A 17376-nucleotide genomic window follows, 5' to 3' on the forward strand; every position below is an offset into this window, starting at 1 on the left:
TGCTCTTGACGCGACCTTCATAGTCCGCGCATGAAGAGATCATCGACGGTGCGCACAGGTGTCACTGCGGCCGTGGGCGTGCTGTCGCTCGCGCTCATCACGGGATGCGGCGGAGGCTCGGACGACGACTCGAAGGCATCCGAGAGCCCCCGGCCGTCGGAGGCGTCCGCCTCGCCGACCACGGCCGCCGCGAAGGCGCTCGGCGCGGCCGAGCTGGAGAAGCTGCTGCTCGTCCAGAGCGACCTGCCCAGGGACAAGATCGCCGACGGCGACGACACCCTGCCGAAGTCCCGGAGCGAGCTGAAGACGGACAAGGCCGCCTGCGCCCCGCTCGCCTACGCCCTGACCGGCCTGCCCCCGGGCGACACCGACACGGGCGCGAGCAACACCGTCACATCGGAGGAGCGCGTCGGAAACTCCTTCAACGTCACCATGACCAGCGTGGGCCTGTCCTCGTACGAGGGCGACGGCGCCGCGAAGGCCCTCAAGGCCGTCTCCGACGGGATCGCCCCCTGCTCCGGCGGGTTCGGCATCACGGCCCAGGGCGAGGAGATGAAGATCACCAAGGTCGCCCCGGGCAGGGCTTCCGGCAAGGGTGACGACTCGGTGGCCTTCGTCCTGGACGCCGACATGGACGGCGAGGGCACAGGAACCTTCACCGTGGAGGCGGTGCGCGTCGGCACCGTCGTCTCCACGTACTACTCGGTCGACTTCGCCTCGATGGAGAGCGGCAAGACGTCAGCCGTCCCGCTCCCCGTGATCGACGCCCAGGTGGGCAAGCTCAAGTAGCGCTCCGGGCCCCGCCGTACGGCGGGGTCCGTCCCCCTTACCGCAAAGGCCCGGTGACCGTCTCCACCGCCTCGACCAGCCGCCCCTCGCGCACGAACGCGTCCGCCGCGGCGAGGTCCGGCGCCAGGAACCGGTCCGGACCGGGCCCCTCGACACCCGCCTTGCGTACGGCGGTGATGGCGGCCCGCGTCGCCGGCGCGGGACTCAGGCCCTCGCGCAGCTCGACGGCGCGCGAGGCGGCGTAGAGCTCGACGGCGAGGACCCGGGTGAGGTTGTCGACGGCGGTACGCAGCTTGCGGGCGGCCGACCACCCCATCGAGACGTGGTCCTCCTGCATCGCGGAGGACGGGATCGAGTCCGCGGACGCCGGTACGGCCAGCCGCTTCAACTCGCTGACCAGCGCGGCCTGCGTGTACTGCGCGATCATCAGTCCGGAGTCGACACCGGCGTCGTCAGCGAGGAACGGCGGCAGCCCGTGGGACCGGTTCTTGTCGAGCAGCCGGTCGGTGCGCCGCTCGGCGATCGACGCGAGGTCGGCGACGGCGATGGCGAGGAAGTCGAGGACGTAAGCCACGGGCGCGCCATGGAAGTTGCCGTTGGACTCGACGCGCCCGTCCGGCAGGACGACGGGGTTGTCGACCGCGGACGCCAACTCCCTCTCCGCCACCAGCCGCGCATGCGCCATGGTGTCCCGCCCGGCCCCGGCGACCTGCGGCGCGCAGCGCACGGAGTAGGCGTCCTGGACCCGGGGCGCGTCGTCCTGGTGATGCCCGGTGAGCTCCGAACCCGTCAGCACGGCCAGCATGTTGGCGGCGGAGGCCCCCTGCCCCGGGTGCGGCCGGATGGCGTGCAGTTCGGGAGCGAGCACCCTGTCGGTACCGAGCAGAGCCTCCAACGACAGGGCGGCGGTGATGTCGGCGGACTTGTAGAGCATGTCCAGATCGGCGAGCGCCATGACCAGCATCCCGAGCATGCCGTCGGTGCCGTTGAGAAGGGCGAGCCCCTCCTTCTCGCGCAGCTCGACCGGCTCGATCCCGTGCTCGGCGAGCAGCTCACCGGCGGGCCGCACCACACCGTCCGGCCCCTCGGCGTCGCCCTCCCCCATGAGCGTGAGGGCACAGTGGGACAGTGGCGCCAGGTCGCCGGAGCAGCCGAGCGACCCGTATTCGTGGACGACCGGCGTGATCCCGGCGTTGAGCACGTCGGCCATGGTCTGCGCGACCTCGGGCCGCACCCCCGTGTGTCCCGAGCAGACGGTCTTCAGTCGCAGGAACATCAGCGCCCGTACGACCTCCCGCTCCACCCGCGGCCCCATTCCGGCGGCGTGCGAACGGACGATGTTGCGCTGCAGTTGGGCGCGGAGCTCCTGGCTGATGTGCCGGGTCGCGAGGGCACCGAAGCCGGTGCTGACGCCGTAGACGGGCTCGGGCTTGGCCGCGAGGGCGTCCACGATCCCGCGGGCCGCGGCGAGGGCGGCGACCGCCTCCTCGGAGAGCTCGATGCGGGCACCGTCTCGTGCCACGGCAAGAACGTCGGACGCGGTGACCCCGGACGTCCCCACCACCACAGTGTGCATATCCATATTCAGGAGCGTACGCACTGAATTCCAGGATGTCACCACTGGGTCGGGGTTACGCCCCTTACATGTACGCACCCACTCAGGGCAGTCGCCCCCGGAACTGCCGCCGCTCGGCCGTCTCCCCGGAAGGAGCGGCGTCGGCCAGCCGTACCACGGGATCGTCGGGCCCCGCCCGCCCCGCGACGACGGGCTTGACGGCGCGTTCGGCCTTGGCCCGGTACTGCGCGGCATCGGCGAGCCGGAACAGCCGCCGGGCGGACAGAACGGGTCCGATCGGATCCGCGGTGGAGGCGACCCCACAGGCCACTCCCTCGCCCAGCTCCAACTCCCCGGCCCGCCGACAGAGTTCATCGGCCGCCTTGACCACGTCGTCGGCGGACGGGCCGACGGCGAGCAGACAGAACTCGTCTCCGCCGAGCCGCGCGGCGAGGGCACCCGGCAGCATGGCCCCGCACAGGGACAGCACCGAGCCGAAACGTTCCAGCAACCGGTCGCCCACGGCGTGTCCGCGAGTGTCGTTGACCCGCTTGAGCCCGTTCAGATCACACACGACGAGGCTGACGACGACACCGTCCCGCTTGTGCCGGTCTACGGCCTCGTCGAGCCGCGCGTCAACGGCACGACGATTGGCGAGTCCGGTCAGCGCATCCGTGAACGCCAGCCGTCTCGCCTCCTCCAGCCGCTCCGCCTGGGCGATTCCGGCGGCGACCACGGCGGCCAGAACGGTGGCGAAGTCGGCGTCCTCCCGCCCGAAGACGGGGGCGCCGGCGGGGCGGGCGACGTACAGCTCCCCCCACGCCCGCCCGTTCAGCACGATCGGAGCGACGACACAGCTCCCGCGCCCCCTTCTGCGCAGCGCGGCGACCCGCTGATGCACATAGCCGGGTCGCCCCCCGGCCGCGGGCCCCTCCGCCGTCTCGACCCACGCGTTGGGCTCGCCGCCCCCGGCCCACCGCTCGTGCAGAAACTCGGTGATCTCCGGGAACTGGTGCACGGGGTAGGCCTCACCGTCGGGGAACTCCTCCTCACCGGCGGCCAGCTCCCCCACGTTCACCAGCACCCTGAGCCGCCCGAGCTCCCGCTCCCACACGGACAACGCGGCGAAACTCCCCCCGAGCGCACGGCACGCCCCAGCGGCGGCGGCCCGCCACGCCTCCCGCGAGCCGTGGGCCGCCGCCATGCCCTGAGCCAACGCCACGACGGCGGCCAGCCGGATGTCCTCACCCATCACTCCAGGCTAGGGAGGATTCGGGTAGGGGCCGGTTGTGGTTGGGCCGTTCGAGCACGCGCGGGCGCGGGCGCTGGGCTTGAACCGGGTGGCCATGTCGGTGCCGGGTCAGGTGGTCGGGCGAGTGGGGGCTGTTCGCGGGGGGAGCTTGCGCTGGACGGGGCGCCTACGGGGGTGCCGCTTCCGTCCTTGGGCGGCTACCGGCGCGTTGTGGCTGATCGCGCAGTTCCCCGCGCCCCTGGGGAGGTGCAGTCCCCTGCGCCACGACGGACCGCTCGCCGCACCGCCCACCACGACGGACCGCTCGCCGCACCGCCCACCACGACGGACCGCTCGCCGCACCGCCCACCACGACGGACCGCTCGCCGCAACGGACCGTTCACCACCTCACGGCCCCGGCGAACCGGTAGCCGTACCGCGCGCCACGACGGACCGTTGGCCGCGTACGGCGCCAAGGGGACGGGGTGGGGGGTGTCCGCCCGCAGCGGCCGGCGTCCGATACCCGGCACCACCCAAGACACAGCAACCGCCGGACCGAGGACGGACACCCCCCCCCCCGGCCCCGACCCACCCACCAGACGACACGCGCTACACCCGCCCCGACCGGGCCCGCAGCTGCGCCGCAGGCACTCAGGGGCGCGGGGAACTGCGCACAACGCCCACCCCCACCCAACCGAAGCAGGCCGCCGCAGGCACCCCCGTCAAACCGCCGGAGGCCACCGCGGTGCCCGGCGCTCGTTGAACGCCGCCACCCCCTCCGCCCGGTCCCCCGAGAACGCCACCGCCCGCCACGCCGCGTCCTCCACCTCGAGCCCGGCCCGCAGGTCCAGCCCCTGCCCGAGCCGCAGCGCCCGCTTCGCCGCCCGCAACCCCACAGGCGAGTTCGCGGCGATCCGAGCCGCCAGCGAAAGCGCCTCCGCCCGGTCCTCCCCGGCCTCCACCAGCTGATCCACCAGCCCCAGCCGTTGCGCCTCCTCCGCCTCCACCCGCCGCGCGGTGAAGATCAGCTCCGAAGCCCGCGCCGCCCCCACCCGCCGAGGCAGCAACTGCGTCCCCCCGCCCCCGGGGATCACCCCCACCGACACCTCCGGCAACCCCACCACCGCCGTACGGTCGGCCACGATCAGGTCGCACGACAGCGCCAGCTCGAATCCCCCGCCCAACGCGAACCCGTGCACCGCGGCGATCGTCGGCACAGGCAACTCCAGCACCCCCGTGTACGCCCCCCGGGCCACCGGTCGCTGCCGCAGCAGCTCAGCGTCGCTGAAGGAGTTCCGCTCCTTCAGATCCGCCCCGACACAGAACGCCCGCTCATGCGTGGAGGTCACCACGACCACCCGTACCCCCTCATCACCCCCCAGCGAGGCACAGGCGGCGGCGACGGACCGTGCCATCTCCGTGGAGACCGCGTTCATCGCCTTGGGCCGATCGAGAACCAGCTCGGCGACAATCCCCTCCTCATGCCGCCGCACCAGCACGAACTCCCCGAACCGCTCCTCACCCATGACACCCTCCCGGTTAACGCGGGTTAACAAGAACGCTCCGATCATCGCAGCCCCACCCCCACCGCGAAAGGTTCCCGCCGACCCACCCGACACCCCGTACGAGTGACATCCCGCCCAACTCCCCACCCACCGCCCACAGCAGCGCATAACGTGCGCCCCGCCACGGCGCACGGGGGCGCAGGCACACAGGGGAGGAAGCATGACGGCGACGATGACTACGGCGGCGACGGCGACAGGACTGGCGGACGGCACCGACACCGGCACTGGCACCGGCACCCGCCTCTTCGGACCGCGCGGCCGCCACCGCAAACCCCGCCCCCGCAAGGTCCTGCTCGCGGCGGGCGGCCTCGCCCTCGCCGCCGGTGCCCTCAGCCTCGTACGGATGACGCCGGACACGGGAGTGGGCGGCTTCGGTGCGACGGAGGCGGACCCCCAGGCCGCCCCGGGCGCGGACACGGACATCGACACCGGCACGGACCGAGCGACGAACGCCGCCGCGACCGTGGGCTCCGTCCCGCAGGCGGGCCCGTCGTCGACCACGGCGATGGGCGGGCTCTCCGCGACGCCCACACCGGGCGCCTCGTCGGCCCCGAGGGGGTCCGCGACGGCCGTACCACTCCCCCTCGCGGCGGCCCCCACGACGATCCCGGAGGCACCGAACACCCCGGCACCGACCTCCACGGCGTCCACGACGCCCCACGCACCGGCGACGACCACGGCCCCGCAACCGGCCCGGACCACGCCCCCACCGGCACCGACGCCCACCCCACAGCCCTCTCACACCACCCAGCCCGCCCCCGGCCTGTGCGTACCGATCATCGGCCTGTGCGTGCAGCAGCGCGGCTAGGAGGGAGGCCCGTCCCTGCGGGTCAGCAGCCAGGGCTCGACGACGCCGAGTCCACGCACCGGCCGCTGCCACATCGGCTGGAGTGCGAAGCGGTACGTCGGCGGCTCCTCGCCCTCCTTCTCCGCGGTGGCCGCGGCCTCGGCCGCCTCGGCCTCGGAGGCGGGCGCCTCGCCGGTGCGGATCAGCTCCTCCGCGAAGGCGCTGTCGACGAGAACGGCGTCGCGGGGAGCTATCGAGGTCAGCCGGGAGGCGAGGTTCACCGTCGTACCGAAGACATCGCCCATACGGGTGGTCACCGTGCCGAAGGCGATGCCTACGCGCAGCTCGGGCATGGTCTCGTCGTTCGCCATGGTCTCGATCAGCCGCAGGGCGATCTCCGCGGCCACCGCCGCGTCGTCGGCCGCGTACAGCACCTCGTCACCGAGCGTCTTGATGAGCCGCCCGCCGCGCGCGGCGACGAGGTCGGCGGCGGTGGTCTCGAAGGCCTCGACGAGCTCGCCGAGCTCCTCCTCCTCCATACGGCGGGTCAGCCGCGTGAACCCGACCAGGTCGGCGAAGCCGACGCACAGCCGCCGGTCGACCATCTCCTCGTCGTCGGCGGCCTGCACGACCCGCCCAGCCGATGCGGAGAGCTGGCGGCGCCAGACGTAGACGAGGAACTCCTCCAGCTCGGGCAGGAGCAGCTCGATGATCGGGTACGTCACCTCGGTGCGGGTCATGCCCGGCTCCGGGGGGTCGGTCAGGCCCTCCAGGAAGGAGTCGATCTGCCACTCGGCGAGCCGGGCGGTGGTCTGCCCGGTGGACCGCGCCACCTGGACGGCCATGGCCTCGCTCAGCAGCCCTGCCTCGACGAGACCGGCGAGGCGGCGCAGCGCCAGGACGTCCGCCTCGGTGAAGGCCTTGGCCTGGCCGACGTCGGCGAAGCCCATCGCCCGCCAGAAGCGGGTGGCCAGCTCCATGGAGACACCGGCGGTGCGGGCCGCCTGAAAAGGGGTGTAACGCCGCTCTGCGCCGAGGATGAGCTGCTCGAGACGCACGGCGAGCGGGTGCGGGGTCGCGTCCGCGCCGGAGCCCGTGTCGTCTGCGGTCACGCCTGCTGCCCTTCCGATCTGTCACGGTCAGGTATCGACCGGCCTCAACTGTACGGCAGGTGTGCGCCAGCTCACGTCCTCACTCCTTCAGGTGGAGCGGGGAGATCGTGGGTGGCTGATGTCTTCCGTCGTCCGCGGGGCGTCGTGGCTGGTCGCGCAGTTCCCCGCGCCCCTGATGTGTCGATGCCTACGCGGGTCGCAGGTGCACGATGTCTCCTGCACCCACCGGTTCCTGTACGCCCTCCTCCGTCGCGATCACCAAACGGCCGTCGCCGTCCACCGCGACCGCCTCGCCGACCAGTGAGCGGTCACCCGGCAGCTCCGCCCGTACCGTCCTTCCCAGCGTCGCGCACCCCGCCGCGTACGTCTCCTGGAGTCCGCTCACCGTCGGGTCGCCCGCCGCCGTGCGCCACCGCTCGTACCACTCCTCCAGGGAGCGCAGGACGGCCCGCAGCAGGGGGTCCCGGTCCGTGCTCACCGCTCCGGCCAGCAGCAGCGAACCCGCGGTCGGGACCGGCAGCTCGTCCTCCCGGAGGGTGACGTTGATGCCCACGCCCACGACGACGCCGCCCTCGCCCGCCCGCTCCGCGAGGATTCCGCCGGCCTTGCGTTCCTCGCCGCCCACGGTCACGAGCAGGTCGTTGGGCCACTTCAAGGCCGTATCGACACCTGCGGCCCGGGACAGCCCCGTCGCCACCGCCACCCCCGTCAGCAGCGGCAGCCAGCCCCAGCGGGCCACCGGCACATCACCGGGCGTCAGCAGAACGGAGAAGAACAAGCCCGACCTCGGCGGCGCGGTCCACTGGCGGTCCAGGCGGCCCCGCCCCGCGGTCTGCTCCTCGGCGACGAGGACCGCGCCCTCGGCCGCCTTGCCCGCGCCGGCACGGGCGACCAGGTCGGAGTTGGTGGAGCCGGTGCCGGCCACCACCTCGATCCCGGACCACAGCCCGCCCTCCCGCACCAGCCCGCGGCGCAACGCGGCCGCGTTGAGGGGTGGCCGGTCGAGGTCCGACCAACGGCTGTCGTCTCCTGAAGCATCTCGCGGCGTCATGCAAGCCACCCTAGGTGTGTGAAACGCCGCACTGCTGATTCGGAGGGGCACCACTACTCTACGGATGAGTAACCGTCCCCCCTTTTGAGCAGGCAGGGAGCCGCGATCCCGATGTCCGAGCCGGAAGCGACCGACATTCACACCACCGCGGGCAAGCTCGCGGATCTCCAGCGTCGTATTGACGAGGCGACGCACGCCGGCTCCGCACGCGCCGTCGAGAAGCAGCACGCCAAGGGCAAGCTGACGGCCCGTGAGCGCATCGAGCTCCTCCTGGACGAGGGCTCCTTCGTCGAGTTGGACGAGTTCGCCCGGCACCGCTCCACCAACTTCGGTCTGGAGAACAACCGCCCCTACGGCGACGGTGTCGTCACCGGCTACGGCACGGTCGACGGCCGCCCCGTCGCCGTGTTCTCCCAGGACTTCACCGTCTTCGGCGGCGCGCTGGGCGAGGTCTACGGCCAGAAGATCGTCAAGGTGATGGACTTCGCGCTGAAGACCGGCTGTCCGGTCATCGGCATCAACGACTCCGGCGGCGCCCGGATCCAGGAGGGAGTGGCCTCCCTCGGCGCCTACGGCGAGATCTTCCGCCGCAACACCCACGCCAGCGGTGTCATCCCGCAGATCAGCCTGGTCGTCGGTCCCTGCGCCGGCGGAGCCGTGTACTCCCCGGCGATCACCGACTTCACGGTCATGGTCGACCAGACCTCGCACATGTTCATCACCGGCCCCGACGTCATCAAGACGGTCACCGGTGAGGACGTCGGCTTCGAGGAGCTGGGCGGCGCCCGCACCCACAACGCGGTGTCCGGCGTGGCCCATCACATGGCCGGGGACGAGAAGGACGCCATCGAGTACGTCAAGCAGCTGCTGTCGTACCTGCCGTCCAACAACCTCTCCGAGCCGCCGGTCTACCCGGAGGAGGCGGACCTCGCGATCACCGACGAGGACCGCGAGCTGGACACGCTCGTGCCGGACAGCGCGAACCAGCCGTACGACATGCACACGGTGATCGAACACATCCTGGACGACGCCGAGTTCTTCGAGACGCAGCCGCTGTACGCGCCGAACATCCTCACCGGCTACGGCCGTGTCGAGGGCCACCCGGTCGGCATCGTGGCCAACCAGCCGATGCAGTTCGCCGGGTGCCTCGACATCACCGCGTCCGAGAAGGCGGCGCGCTTCGTCCGCACCTGCGACGCCTTCAACATCCCGGTGATCACCTTCGTCGACGTACCGGGCTTCCTCCCCGGCGTCGACCAGGAGCACGACGGCATCATCCGCCGCGGCGCCAAGCTGATCTACGCCTACGCGGAAGCCACCGTCCCCCTCATCACGGTGATCACCCGCAAGGCCTTCGGCGGCGCCTACGACGTCATGGGCTCCAAGCACCTCGGCGCGGACCTCAACCTCGCCTGGCCGACCGCCCAGATCGCCGTGATGGGCGCCCAGGGCGCGGTCAACATCCTGCACCGCCGCACGATCGCGGAGGCGGAGGCGGCCGGAGAGCTGGAGGCGACCCGCGCCCGCCTGATCCAGGAGTACGAGGACGCCCTTCTCAACCCCTACATCGCGGCCGAGCGCGGCTACATCGACTCGGTGATCATGCCGTCGGACACCCGCCGCCACGTGGTCCGGGGCCTGCGCCAGCTGCGCACCAAGCGCGAGTCCCTGCCCCCCAAGAAGCACGGCAACATCCCCCTCTAGCCCTGCCGGGAGCCGTCATGAACATCAAGGTCGTACGGGGTAACCCCACCCCGGAGGAACTCGCCGCCGCCCTGGCGGTGGTCCGGGCCCGCGCCGCGGCGGCGACGACAACGCCGTCCGGCGCCGAGGAGCAGAGCGCCGCGTGGTCCGACCCGTCACGGATCGCGGGCCACCGCCTGCCCCAGCCGGGGCCCACCTCGTGGGCGCGCACCTACTGGCCGGGGTAGGGCGGCCCACCTGTCGGAGAAGTTGAGTACGCGTACTCAGGCGCCCTCCGCGAAATCGCCGCACGCTGGAAACCATGCTGTGGTCCGACCCCGAGAACGAACCGCCCAAGGAACTGCGCGACACGCAGGAGATGCTTCGGCGTCTGAGCATCTTCCTGGCGCTGGCCATGGTGCTCGCGATGATGGTGATCGGACTACGCTGACCGCATGACCGACCAGCCGCGCCGCCGACTCGTCCTCGCCTCCCAGTCACCCGCTCGCCTGAACCTGCTGCGGCAGGCCGGCCTCACCCCCGAGGTACTCGTGAGCGGGGTCGACGAGGACGCCGTCACCGCTCCCACGCCCGCCGATCTCGCGCTCGCCCTCGCCGAGGCGAAGGCCTCCGTCGTGGCCGCGAAGCCCGAGGTCAAGGGCGCGCTGGTGATCGGCTGCGACTCGGTGCTCGACCTGGACGGCGAGGCACTGGGCAAGCCGGCCGACACCGAGGAGGCCACGGCCCGCTGGAAGTCCATGCGCGGGCGCGCGGGCACTCTGCAGACCGGCCACTGCGTCTACGACACGACGAGCGGCCGGTATGTCTCCGGCGTCGCCTCGACCGTCGTCCGCTTCGGCGAGCCGACCGACGACGAGATCGCCGCATACGTCGCCTCCGGCGAACCCCTCTATGTCGCGGGGGCGTTCACCCTGGACGGCCGCTCGGCCCCGTTCATCGACGGCATCGACGGCGACCACGGCAATGTGATCGGCCTCAGCCTGCCGCTGCTGCGCCGGCTGCTGGCCGAGCTCGGCGTCGGCATCACGGAGTTGTGGGCGCCGGCGGAGGCGTGACCGGCGAGCCGCCGGCCCCCTGAGGGCTCTCCGGCTCCTTGGGGCCCTCGGGGCCGCCCGGACCCTGCGCGTCCTGCGGTCCCGCCGCGACCGGCCCTCGCCGTGCGTCGTAGGTCACCAGCACGAGCACGAGCAGCCCGAGCATCACGAGCATGAAGAGGAACTGGGGCCAGCCGATCAGCGCCCAGGCGACCGCGCCCAGCAGGCCGTGCACCACGGCCGCGCTGATCAGCAGGACCCGGCCGAGCCCGGCGGGCTGCCGGTCGCGCACCGCCACCAGCAGGGCGACCAGCGCGCACAGCGCGAAGTAGAGGCCGAAGACGATCCCGCCGATCTTCGAGGACATCGACATCGCGTCCGGGTCCAGACCGGCCAGCGACATGTTCTGCGCGTCGACGAGATTGCCCATGAGCCAGTTCAGCATCGCCACGCCGAGAGCCTCGACGAAGAGAACGACCGCCACGACCCACGCCACCGGCCTGCGGATCACCGGTCCCCACCCACTTTCGAGCCATGCTCTGGATACCAGACCTACGTTCAATACAGCGCGAACGCTACTAACGGGTAAACCCTGGGACAAGGGTTCGGCCGCAGGCAAAGATTCATTGGGCCATTCGTAGGGACTCCACAAAGAAACGGAGTGGTCCGCAGCACGCTCTCACAGAGACCTTGGCCACAGAGGAGGGCTAGGGTTTCCGGGAGGAGTCCTGCGTAACGAGGTGCGACAAGGGATTTCGCGGGTCGGGCTACCCCCGCATCACGCTCCGTGTGGGGAAGCTCACCACAGGGGATGGGTCGAAGAGCCGTGTCGGCAGTCCCTAAACTCGGCTTGTTTCAAGGAGGGAGCCTCAATCGTGCGCAAGGTGCTCATCGCCAACCGTGGCGAAATCGCTGTCCGCGTTGCCCGGGCCTGCCGGGATGCCGGTATCGCGAGCGTGGCCGTGTACGCCGACCCGGACCGGGACGCTCTGCATGTCCGCGCCGCGGATGAGGCGTTCGCCCTGGGCGGTGACACCCCGGCCACCAGCTATCTGGACATCGACAAGGTCCTGGGCGCCGCGCGCGAGTCGGGCGCGGACGCCATCCACCCCGGCTACGGCTTCCTCTCCGAGAACGCCGAGTTCGCGCAGGCGGTCCTGGACGCGGGCCTGATCTGGATCGGCCCGCCCCCGCAGGCCATCCGCGACCTCGGTGACAAGGTCGCCGCCCGGCACATCGCCCAGCGGGCCGGCGCCCCGCTGGTGGCCGGCACCCCCGACCCGGTCTCCGGTGCCGAGGAGGTCGTCGCCTTCGCCCAGGAGCACGGCCTGCCGATCGCCATCAAGGCCGCCTTCGGCGGTGGCGGACGCGGCCTGAAGGTCGCCCGCACCCTCGAAGAGGTCCCCGAGCTCTACGACTCCGCCGTGCGCGAGGCCGTCGCCGCCTTCGGCCGCGGCGAGTGCTTCGTCGAGCGCTACCTCGACAAGCCCCGCCACGTGGAGACCCAGTGCCTGGCCGACACCCACGGCAACGTGGTCGTCGTCTCCACCCGCGACTGCTCGCTCCAGCGCCGCCACCAGAAGCTGGTCGAGGAAGCCCCCGCGCCCTTCCTGTCCGACGCCCAGGTCGCCGAGCTGTACGCGTCCTCCAAGGCCATCCTCAAGGAGGCCGGCTACGTCGGCGCCGGCACGGTGGAGTTCCTGGTCGGCATGGACGGCACGATCTCCTTCCTGGAGGTCAACACCCGCCTCCAGGTGGAGCACCCGGTCACCGAGGAGGTCGCCGGCATCGACCTGGTGCGCGAGATGTTCCGCATCGCCGACGGCGAGGAGCTCGGCTACGGCGATCCCGAACTGCGCGGCCACTCCTTCGAGTTCCGCATCAACGGCGAGGACCCGGGCCGCGGCTTCCTGCCCGCGCCCGGCACCGTCACCCGCTTCGAGGCGCCGTCCGGCCCGGGTGTCCGCCTGGACGCCGGTGTCGAGTCCGGCAGCGTCATCGGCCCCGCGTGGGACTCCCTGCTGGCCAAGCTGATCGTCACCGGCGCCACCCGCGAGCAGGCGCTCCAGCGCGCCGCCCGCGCCCTGGAGGAGTTCCAGGTCGAGGGCATGGCCACCGCCATCCCCTTCCACCGCAAGGTGGTCGCCGACCCGGCGTTCGCTCCGGAGCTGACCGGCTCCGGTGACCCGTTCACGGTCCACACCCGCTGGATCGAGACCGAGTTCGTCAACGACATCAAGCCCTTCGCCGCCCTCACCGAAACCGAGGCCGACGAGGACGCGGACCGCGAGACGATCGTCGTCGAGGTCGGCGGCAAGCGCCTGGAAGTCTCCCTGCCGGTCTCCCTGGGCATGTCGCTGGCCCGCACCGGCCTCGCCGCCGGGGCCAAGCCCAAGCGCCGCGCGGCCAAGAAGTCCGGCCCCGTCGCCTCGGGTGACACCCTCGCCTCTCCGATGCAGGGCACGATCGTCAAGATCGCCGTCGAGGAGGGCCAGGAGGTCAAGGAGGGCGACCTCGTCGTCGTCCTCGAGGCGATGAAGATGGAACAGCCCCTCAACGCGCACAAGGCCGGCACCATCAAGGGCCTGTCCGCGGAGGTCGGCGCGTCGATCACTTCGGGCGCGGCGATCTGCGAGATCAAGGACTGAGCAGTCGTACGACATCTCGAGGCGCCCGGCGAACTGAAGCAGTCAGTCCGCCGGGCGCCTCGTTTTACCCACGGGATCCCCGCCCAGCCGGTGCCGATGGGGTCCCCCCGCTCGAGCGAAGCCGCGAGTGGCGGAGGGCCAGGGCGAGACCGACGTAGGGGACGGCCGCAATGACGAGGACAGCGCGATCAGGGCCGCGATGCCGATCACGTATCCGGCCACGTTGAGCGGCATGGACAGGATCGGCAGCCAGGCGCCCCCGGGCCGGGATCAGGCGGCCGCGCAGCAGGGCGACACCGAGCAGGATCGCACCGACGACGTGCGCGGCGACGACGTGGCGGATCGGGCCGTTCAGCACGGCGAGTTCGTTGACGCCGTCCGCGATCCGGATCCCGGCCTCACCGAGAACCTGCGCGGCCGAGGCCGACCACCCAAAACCTGCACCCCGCTAGGCACCGGCCCACCCCAAAGCCCTTGCGCCCGGAGCCGCCCCGAGACACCAACCCCGTCGACAGCCCACCCGCGACACTCGAGCCGCACGACAACCCCGACGCACGAGCCCCATCCGGCCGGCGCACCCCCACACCGCGTACCGCCCCCGGCCGGAGCAGCCCCACCCCGCGCCGCACGAGTCGCACGACACCCCCCGTCCCCGCGTACTGGCGCCGAGGCAGCCCCGCCCCTCAAGCAACCCGGCGGTACCGCGCGGGCCGAAGGAGCTCAGCGGCGGCGCAGATCCGCCACCCGTGCCCGCTCCGCACCCGCAATCGGGTCGCCCAGGGCCGTGGCCGTTCGGAGAGCGGGACCCGGTGAGGCGACCTGGCCGCGGCGGGGCCCCGGCAGGGGCACGTCCCGGCGCTGTTGCTGCCGCGCCGGGGCCTGATCTCCCCCCGGTGCTCCCGACGCGCCGGCCACGGTGATCTGCACCCCCTGGTCGGCGAGCGCCTGGAGTTCCGTGGCGGCCCGGTCGTCGTGGCCCGGGGGCTCGTCGGTGACGAGCCGGGTGATCAGGTCCGTCGGCACGGTCTGGAACATCGTGTCCGTACCGAGCTTGGTGTGGTCGGCGAGGACCACGACCTCCGCGGCGGCCTGCACCAGCGCCCGGTCCACGGACGCCGACAGCATGTTGGACGTGGAGAGACCGCGCTCGGCGGTGAGCCCGCTCCCGGAGAGGAAGGCCCGCGAGACCCTGAGCCCCTGGAGCGACTGTTCCGCTCCGGAACCCACCAGGGCGTAGTTGGAACCGCGCAGGGTGCCGCCGGTCATCACGACCTCCACCCGGTTGGCATGGGCGAGCGCCTGGGCCACCAGAAGGGAATTGGTCACGACGGTCAGTCCGGGAACCCGGGCGAGCCGGCGCGCCAGCTCCTGCGTGGTGGTACCCGCCCCCACCACAATGGCCTCGCCTTCTTCTACGAGGCCCGCGGCGAGATCGGCGATGGCCGTCTTCTCGGCGGTCGCGAGATGCGATTTCTGCGGAAAGCCGGACTCCCGCGTGAACCCGCCCGGCAATACCGCACCGCCATGTCGGCGGTCGAGGAGTCCTTCTGCCTCCAGTGCGCGCACGTCCCGCCGTACGGTCACTTCGGAGGTCTGGACGACGCGGGCGAGCTCACGGAGCGATACAGCCCCGTTGGCTCGCACCATTTCGAGGATCAATTGGCGACGTTCTGCAGCGAACACGAAACTGACAGTAACGCCAACGACCGTCTGCTTTCAGCTGTTTGCGCCGAATAGCAGAAGATGTTCGCACAGCTGGGCGGGAAGTGGTATAGGGCCTAATCCCCCCGCCTATGCCGCGCGAATGGTCGACAACTCCCTGTGACCAGGCAGGAATCGCTTTCGGCCGTCAGGCTCCCCCGGTCTCCTTGCGCGTGTGCAGCTGCCGTGCCACCTCGGCGATCGACCCCGAAAGGGAGGGGTAAACGGTGAAAGCGTTCGCGATCTGTTCGACCGTCAGATTGTTGTCGACCGCGATCGAGATGGGATGGATCAGTTCCGAGGCGCGGGGCGAGACGACGACACCGCCGACGACGATCCCGGTCCCCGGCCGGCAGAAGATCTTGACGAAGCCGTCGCGGATGCCCTGCATCTTCGCGCGCGGGTTGCGCAGCAGCGGGAGCTTCACGACCCGGGCGTCGATCTTGCCGCCGTCCACGTCCGCCTGCGAGTAGCCGACCGTGGCGATCTCCGGGTCGGTGAAGACGTTCGACGAGACCGTCTTCAGGTTCAACGGGGCCACCGCGTCACCGAGGAAGTGGTACATGGCGATCCGCCCCTGCATGGCGGCCACCGAAGCCAGCGCGAACACCCCGGTCACGTCACCGGCGGCGTACACACCGGGAGCCGACGTCCTGGACACCTTGTCGGTCCAGATGTGCCCGGACTCGCGCAGCTTGACGCCCGCTTCCTCCAGCCCCATCCCGGCGCTGTTCGGAATGGCACCGACGGCCATCAGGCAGTGCGACCCGCTGATGACCCGTCCGTCCGCAAGCGTGACCTCGACCCGGTCCCCGACCCGCTTGGCGGACTGGGCACGGGACCGCGCCATGACGTTCATGCCACGACGCCGGAAGACGTCCTCGAGGACCGCGGCCGCGTCCGGGTCCTCCCCGGGCAGCACCCGATCCCGCGAGGACACCAGCGTCACCTTGGAACCGAGCGCCTGATAGGCACCGGCGAACTCGGCACCGGTGACACCGGACCCGACCACGATGAGCTCTTCCGGCAGCTCGGTGAGGTCGTAGACCTGGGTCCAGTTGAGGATGCGCTCGCCGTCGGGCTGGGCGTCGGGCAGCTCACGGGGGTGCCCACCGGTGGCGATGAGCACGGCGTCGGCGACGAGCGTCTCCTCGCTCCCGTCGGCGGCCCGCACCACGACCTTCCTCGACCCGTCGAGGGCCTGCATGCCCTCGAGTCGCCCACGCCCGCGCAGCACCCGGGCACCGGCACGCGTCACGGAGGCGGTGATGTCGTGCGACTGAGCGAGGGCGAGCCGCTTCACACGCCGGTTGACCTTCCCCAGGTCGACACCCACCACCCGGGCGGCCTGTTCCAGCGGTGGGGTGTCGTCGGCGACGATGATCCCCAGTTCCTCGTACGACGAATCGAAGGTCGTCATGACCTCGGCCGTAGCGATAAGGGTCTTCGACGGCACGCAGTCGGTCAGTACCGACGCTCCGCCCAGACCGTCGCAATCGACGACGGTCACCTCCGCGCCGAGTTGGGCGGCCACCAGGGCCGCCTCGTATCCGCCGGGTCCGCCACCGATGATCACGATCCGAGTCACGTACTCCATTGTCCCGCACGACCCCAGGTGCTACGGCCCGGGGGCCGCCCCCGAGATGCCACTGTTACGGGAGAGACGCCGGGCAACGCTGCCGTACCCTCGACCCATGTCGCTCTACGCCGCCTACGCCGGCAACCTCGACGCGCGGCTGATGACCCGCCGCGCCCCGCACTCGCCGATGCGCGCCACGGGGTGGCTGAACGGGTGGCGGCTGACCTTCGGGGGCGAGCACATGGGCTGGGAGGGCGCCCTCGCGACGATCGTCGAGGACCCCCTCTCCCAGGTGTTCGTGGCGCTCTACGAGATCGCGCCCGCCGACGACGAGTCGATGGACCGCTGGGAGGGCGTGGGCCTGGACATCTACCGCCGCACCCGCATCCGCGTCCACACCCTGGAGGGCGAGGAGCAGGCCTGGACGTACGTCCTGAACGGCTACGAGGGCGGCCTGCCCTCCGCCCGCTATCTGGGCGAGGTGGCCGACGCGGCGGAATCGGCGGGCGCGCCCCACGACTACGTCATGGAGCTCCGCAAGCGCCCCTGCTGAATCACACAGGTCACCGGCGTCACACCGTTGGTTGGAAACGACAAGACAACGATCGCCATCCCGTCAG

Annotated in this window: 16 protein-coding genes; 8 read left to right on the forward strand and 8 right to left on the reverse strand. The window is 71.5% G+C overall.

Annotation, left to right across the window (positions count from 1 at the left end):
- Positions 1–30 precede the first annotated feature (30 nt).
- Positions 31–789 (forward strand): hypothetical protein, encoded by a 759-nt coding sequence (locus tag OG841_RS17685; RefSeq protein WP_328640595.1) that lies wholly within the window; start codon positions 31–33, stop codon positions 787–789.
- 37 nt (positions 790–826) lie between these two features.
- Here OG841_RS17685 and hutH read toward each other — a convergent pair whose 3' ends face one another.
- From hutH to OG841_RS17700, 3 genes are all read right to left on the reverse strand, one after another.
- On the reverse strand, positions 827–2365 hold the full coding sequence (gene hutH, locus OG841_RS17690; RefSeq protein WP_328643641.1) for a histidine ammonia-lyase: 1539 nt from the start codon (positions 2363–2365) through the stop codon (positions 827–829).
- 82 nt (positions 2366–2447) lie between these two features.
- The gene (locus OG841_RS17695; RefSeq protein WP_328640594.1) at positions 2448–3596 is read right to left on the reverse strand and encodes a GGDEF domain-containing protein; all 1149 of its coding nucleotides are present in this window, start codon (positions 3594–3596) and stop codon (positions 2448–2450) included.
- 701 nt (positions 3597–4297) lie between these two features.
- Complete coding sequence (locus tag OG841_RS17700) at positions 4298–5101, reverse strand: enoyl-CoA hydratase/isomerase family protein (RefSeq protein WP_328640593.1); 804 nt, start codon at positions 5099–5101, stop codon at positions 4298–4300.
- A gap of 199 nt (positions 5102–5300) precedes the next feature.
- Here OG841_RS17700 and OG841_RS17705 point away from each other — a divergent pair, with 199 nt between their 5' ends.
- On the forward strand, positions 5301–5948 hold the full coding sequence (locus tag OG841_RS17705) for a hypothetical protein (RefSeq protein ID WP_371566055.1): 648 nt from the start codon (positions 5301–5303) through the stop codon (positions 5946–5948).
- Here OG841_RS17705 and OG841_RS17710 read toward each other — a convergent pair.
- Together OG841_RS17710 and OG841_RS17715 are read right to left on the reverse strand one after the other, a co-directional pair.
- Positions 5945–7039, reverse strand: coding sequence for an adenylate/guanylate cyclase domain-containing protein (locus OG841_RS17710; RefSeq protein ID WP_328640591.1), 1095 nt, complete (start codon positions 7037–7039; stop codon positions 5945–5947). The two genes, OG841_RS17705 and OG841_RS17710, sit on opposite strands and share 4 nt — an antisense overlap.
- A gap of 187 nt (positions 7040–7226) precedes the next feature.
- Entirely contained in the window at positions 7227–8090 is an 864-nt protein-coding gene (locus OG841_RS17715) for a biotin--[acetyl-CoA-carboxylase] ligase (protein ID WP_328640590.1), read from the reverse strand.
- 111 nt (positions 8091–8201) lie between these two features.
- On the opposite strand from OG841_RS17715, the gene OG841_RS17720 reads away from it, so the two are divergent.
- The 4 genes from OG841_RS17720 (at position 8202) to OG841_RS17735 (ending at position 10849) form a co-directional block, all read left to right on the forward strand.
- Positions 8202–9794 (forward strand): acyl-CoA carboxylase subunit beta, encoded by a 1593-nt coding sequence (locus OG841_RS17720; RefSeq protein ID WP_280862898.1) that lies wholly within the window; start codon positions 8202–8204, stop codon positions 9792–9794.
- Positions 9795–9811: 17 nt separating this feature from the next.
- Positions 9812–10021, forward strand: a complete 210-nt coding sequence (locus OG841_RS17725; protein ID WP_311720852.1) for an acyl-CoA carboxylase epsilon subunit — start codon at positions 9812–9814, stop codon at positions 10019–10021.
- A gap of 74 nt (positions 10022–10095) precedes the next feature.
- Complete coding sequence (mmpB, locus tag OG841_RS17730; protein ID WP_328640589.1) at positions 10096–10224, forward strand: morphogenic membrane protein MmpB; 129 nt, start codon at positions 10096–10098, stop codon at positions 10222–10224.
- Positions 10225–10228: 4 nt separating this feature from the next.
- Positions 10229–10849, forward strand: coding sequence for a nucleoside triphosphate pyrophosphatase (locus OG841_RS17735; RefSeq protein ID WP_328640588.1), 621 nt, complete (start codon positions 10229–10231; stop codon positions 10847–10849).
- Here OG841_RS17735 and OG841_RS17740 read toward each other — a convergent pair.
- Entirely contained in the window at positions 10818–11339 is a 522-nt protein-coding gene (locus OG841_RS17740; RefSeq protein WP_328640587.1) for a hypothetical protein, read from the reverse strand. The genes OG841_RS17735 and OG841_RS17740 overlap by 32 nt on opposite strands.
- Positions 11340–11703: 364 nt before the next feature.
- Between OG841_RS17740 and OG841_RS17745 the strand changes: the two genes are divergently transcribed.
- Positions 11704–13476 carry an acetyl/propionyl/methylcrotonyl-CoA carboxylase subunit alpha gene (locus OG841_RS17745; protein WP_328640586.1) on the forward strand — a complete coding sequence of 591 codons (1773 nt, stop codon included), beginning with the start codon at positions 11704–11706 and terminating at the stop codon, positions 13474–13476.
- Between the two features lie 720 nt (positions 13477–14196).
- On the opposite strand, the gene OG841_RS17750 is transcribed toward OG841_RS17745, so the two are convergent.
- Both OG841_RS17750 and OG841_RS17755 read right to left on the reverse strand, forming a co-directional pair.
- Positions 14197–15159: a DeoR/GlpR family DNA-binding transcription regulator gene (locus tag OG841_RS17750; RefSeq protein ID WP_371566063.1), complete on the reverse strand. Its 963-nt coding sequence runs from the start codon at positions 15157–15159 to the stop codon at positions 14197–14199.
- A 166-nt stretch (positions 15160–15325) separates the two neighbouring features.
- The gene (locus tag OG841_RS17755; RefSeq protein WP_266560306.1) at positions 15326–16774 is read right to left on the reverse strand and encodes an NAD(P)H-quinone dehydrogenase; all 1449 of its coding nucleotides are present in this window, start codon (positions 16772–16774) and stop codon (positions 15326–15328) included.
- 97 nt (positions 16775–16871) lie between these two features.
- On the opposite strand from OG841_RS17755, the gene OG841_RS17760 reads away from it, so the two are divergent.
- Complete coding sequence (locus tag OG841_RS17760; protein ID WP_266521562.1) at positions 16872–17309, forward strand: gamma-glutamylcyclotransferase; 438 nt, start codon at positions 16872–16874, stop codon at positions 17307–17309.
- Positions 17310–17376: the final 67 nt, after the last annotated feature.

The sequence above is a fragment of the Streptomyces canus genome, from assembly GCF_041435015.1.
In the GTDB taxonomy this organism is placed as follows: Bacteria; Actinomycetota; Actinomycetes; order Streptomycetales; family Streptomycetaceae; genus Streptomyces; species Streptomyces canus_G.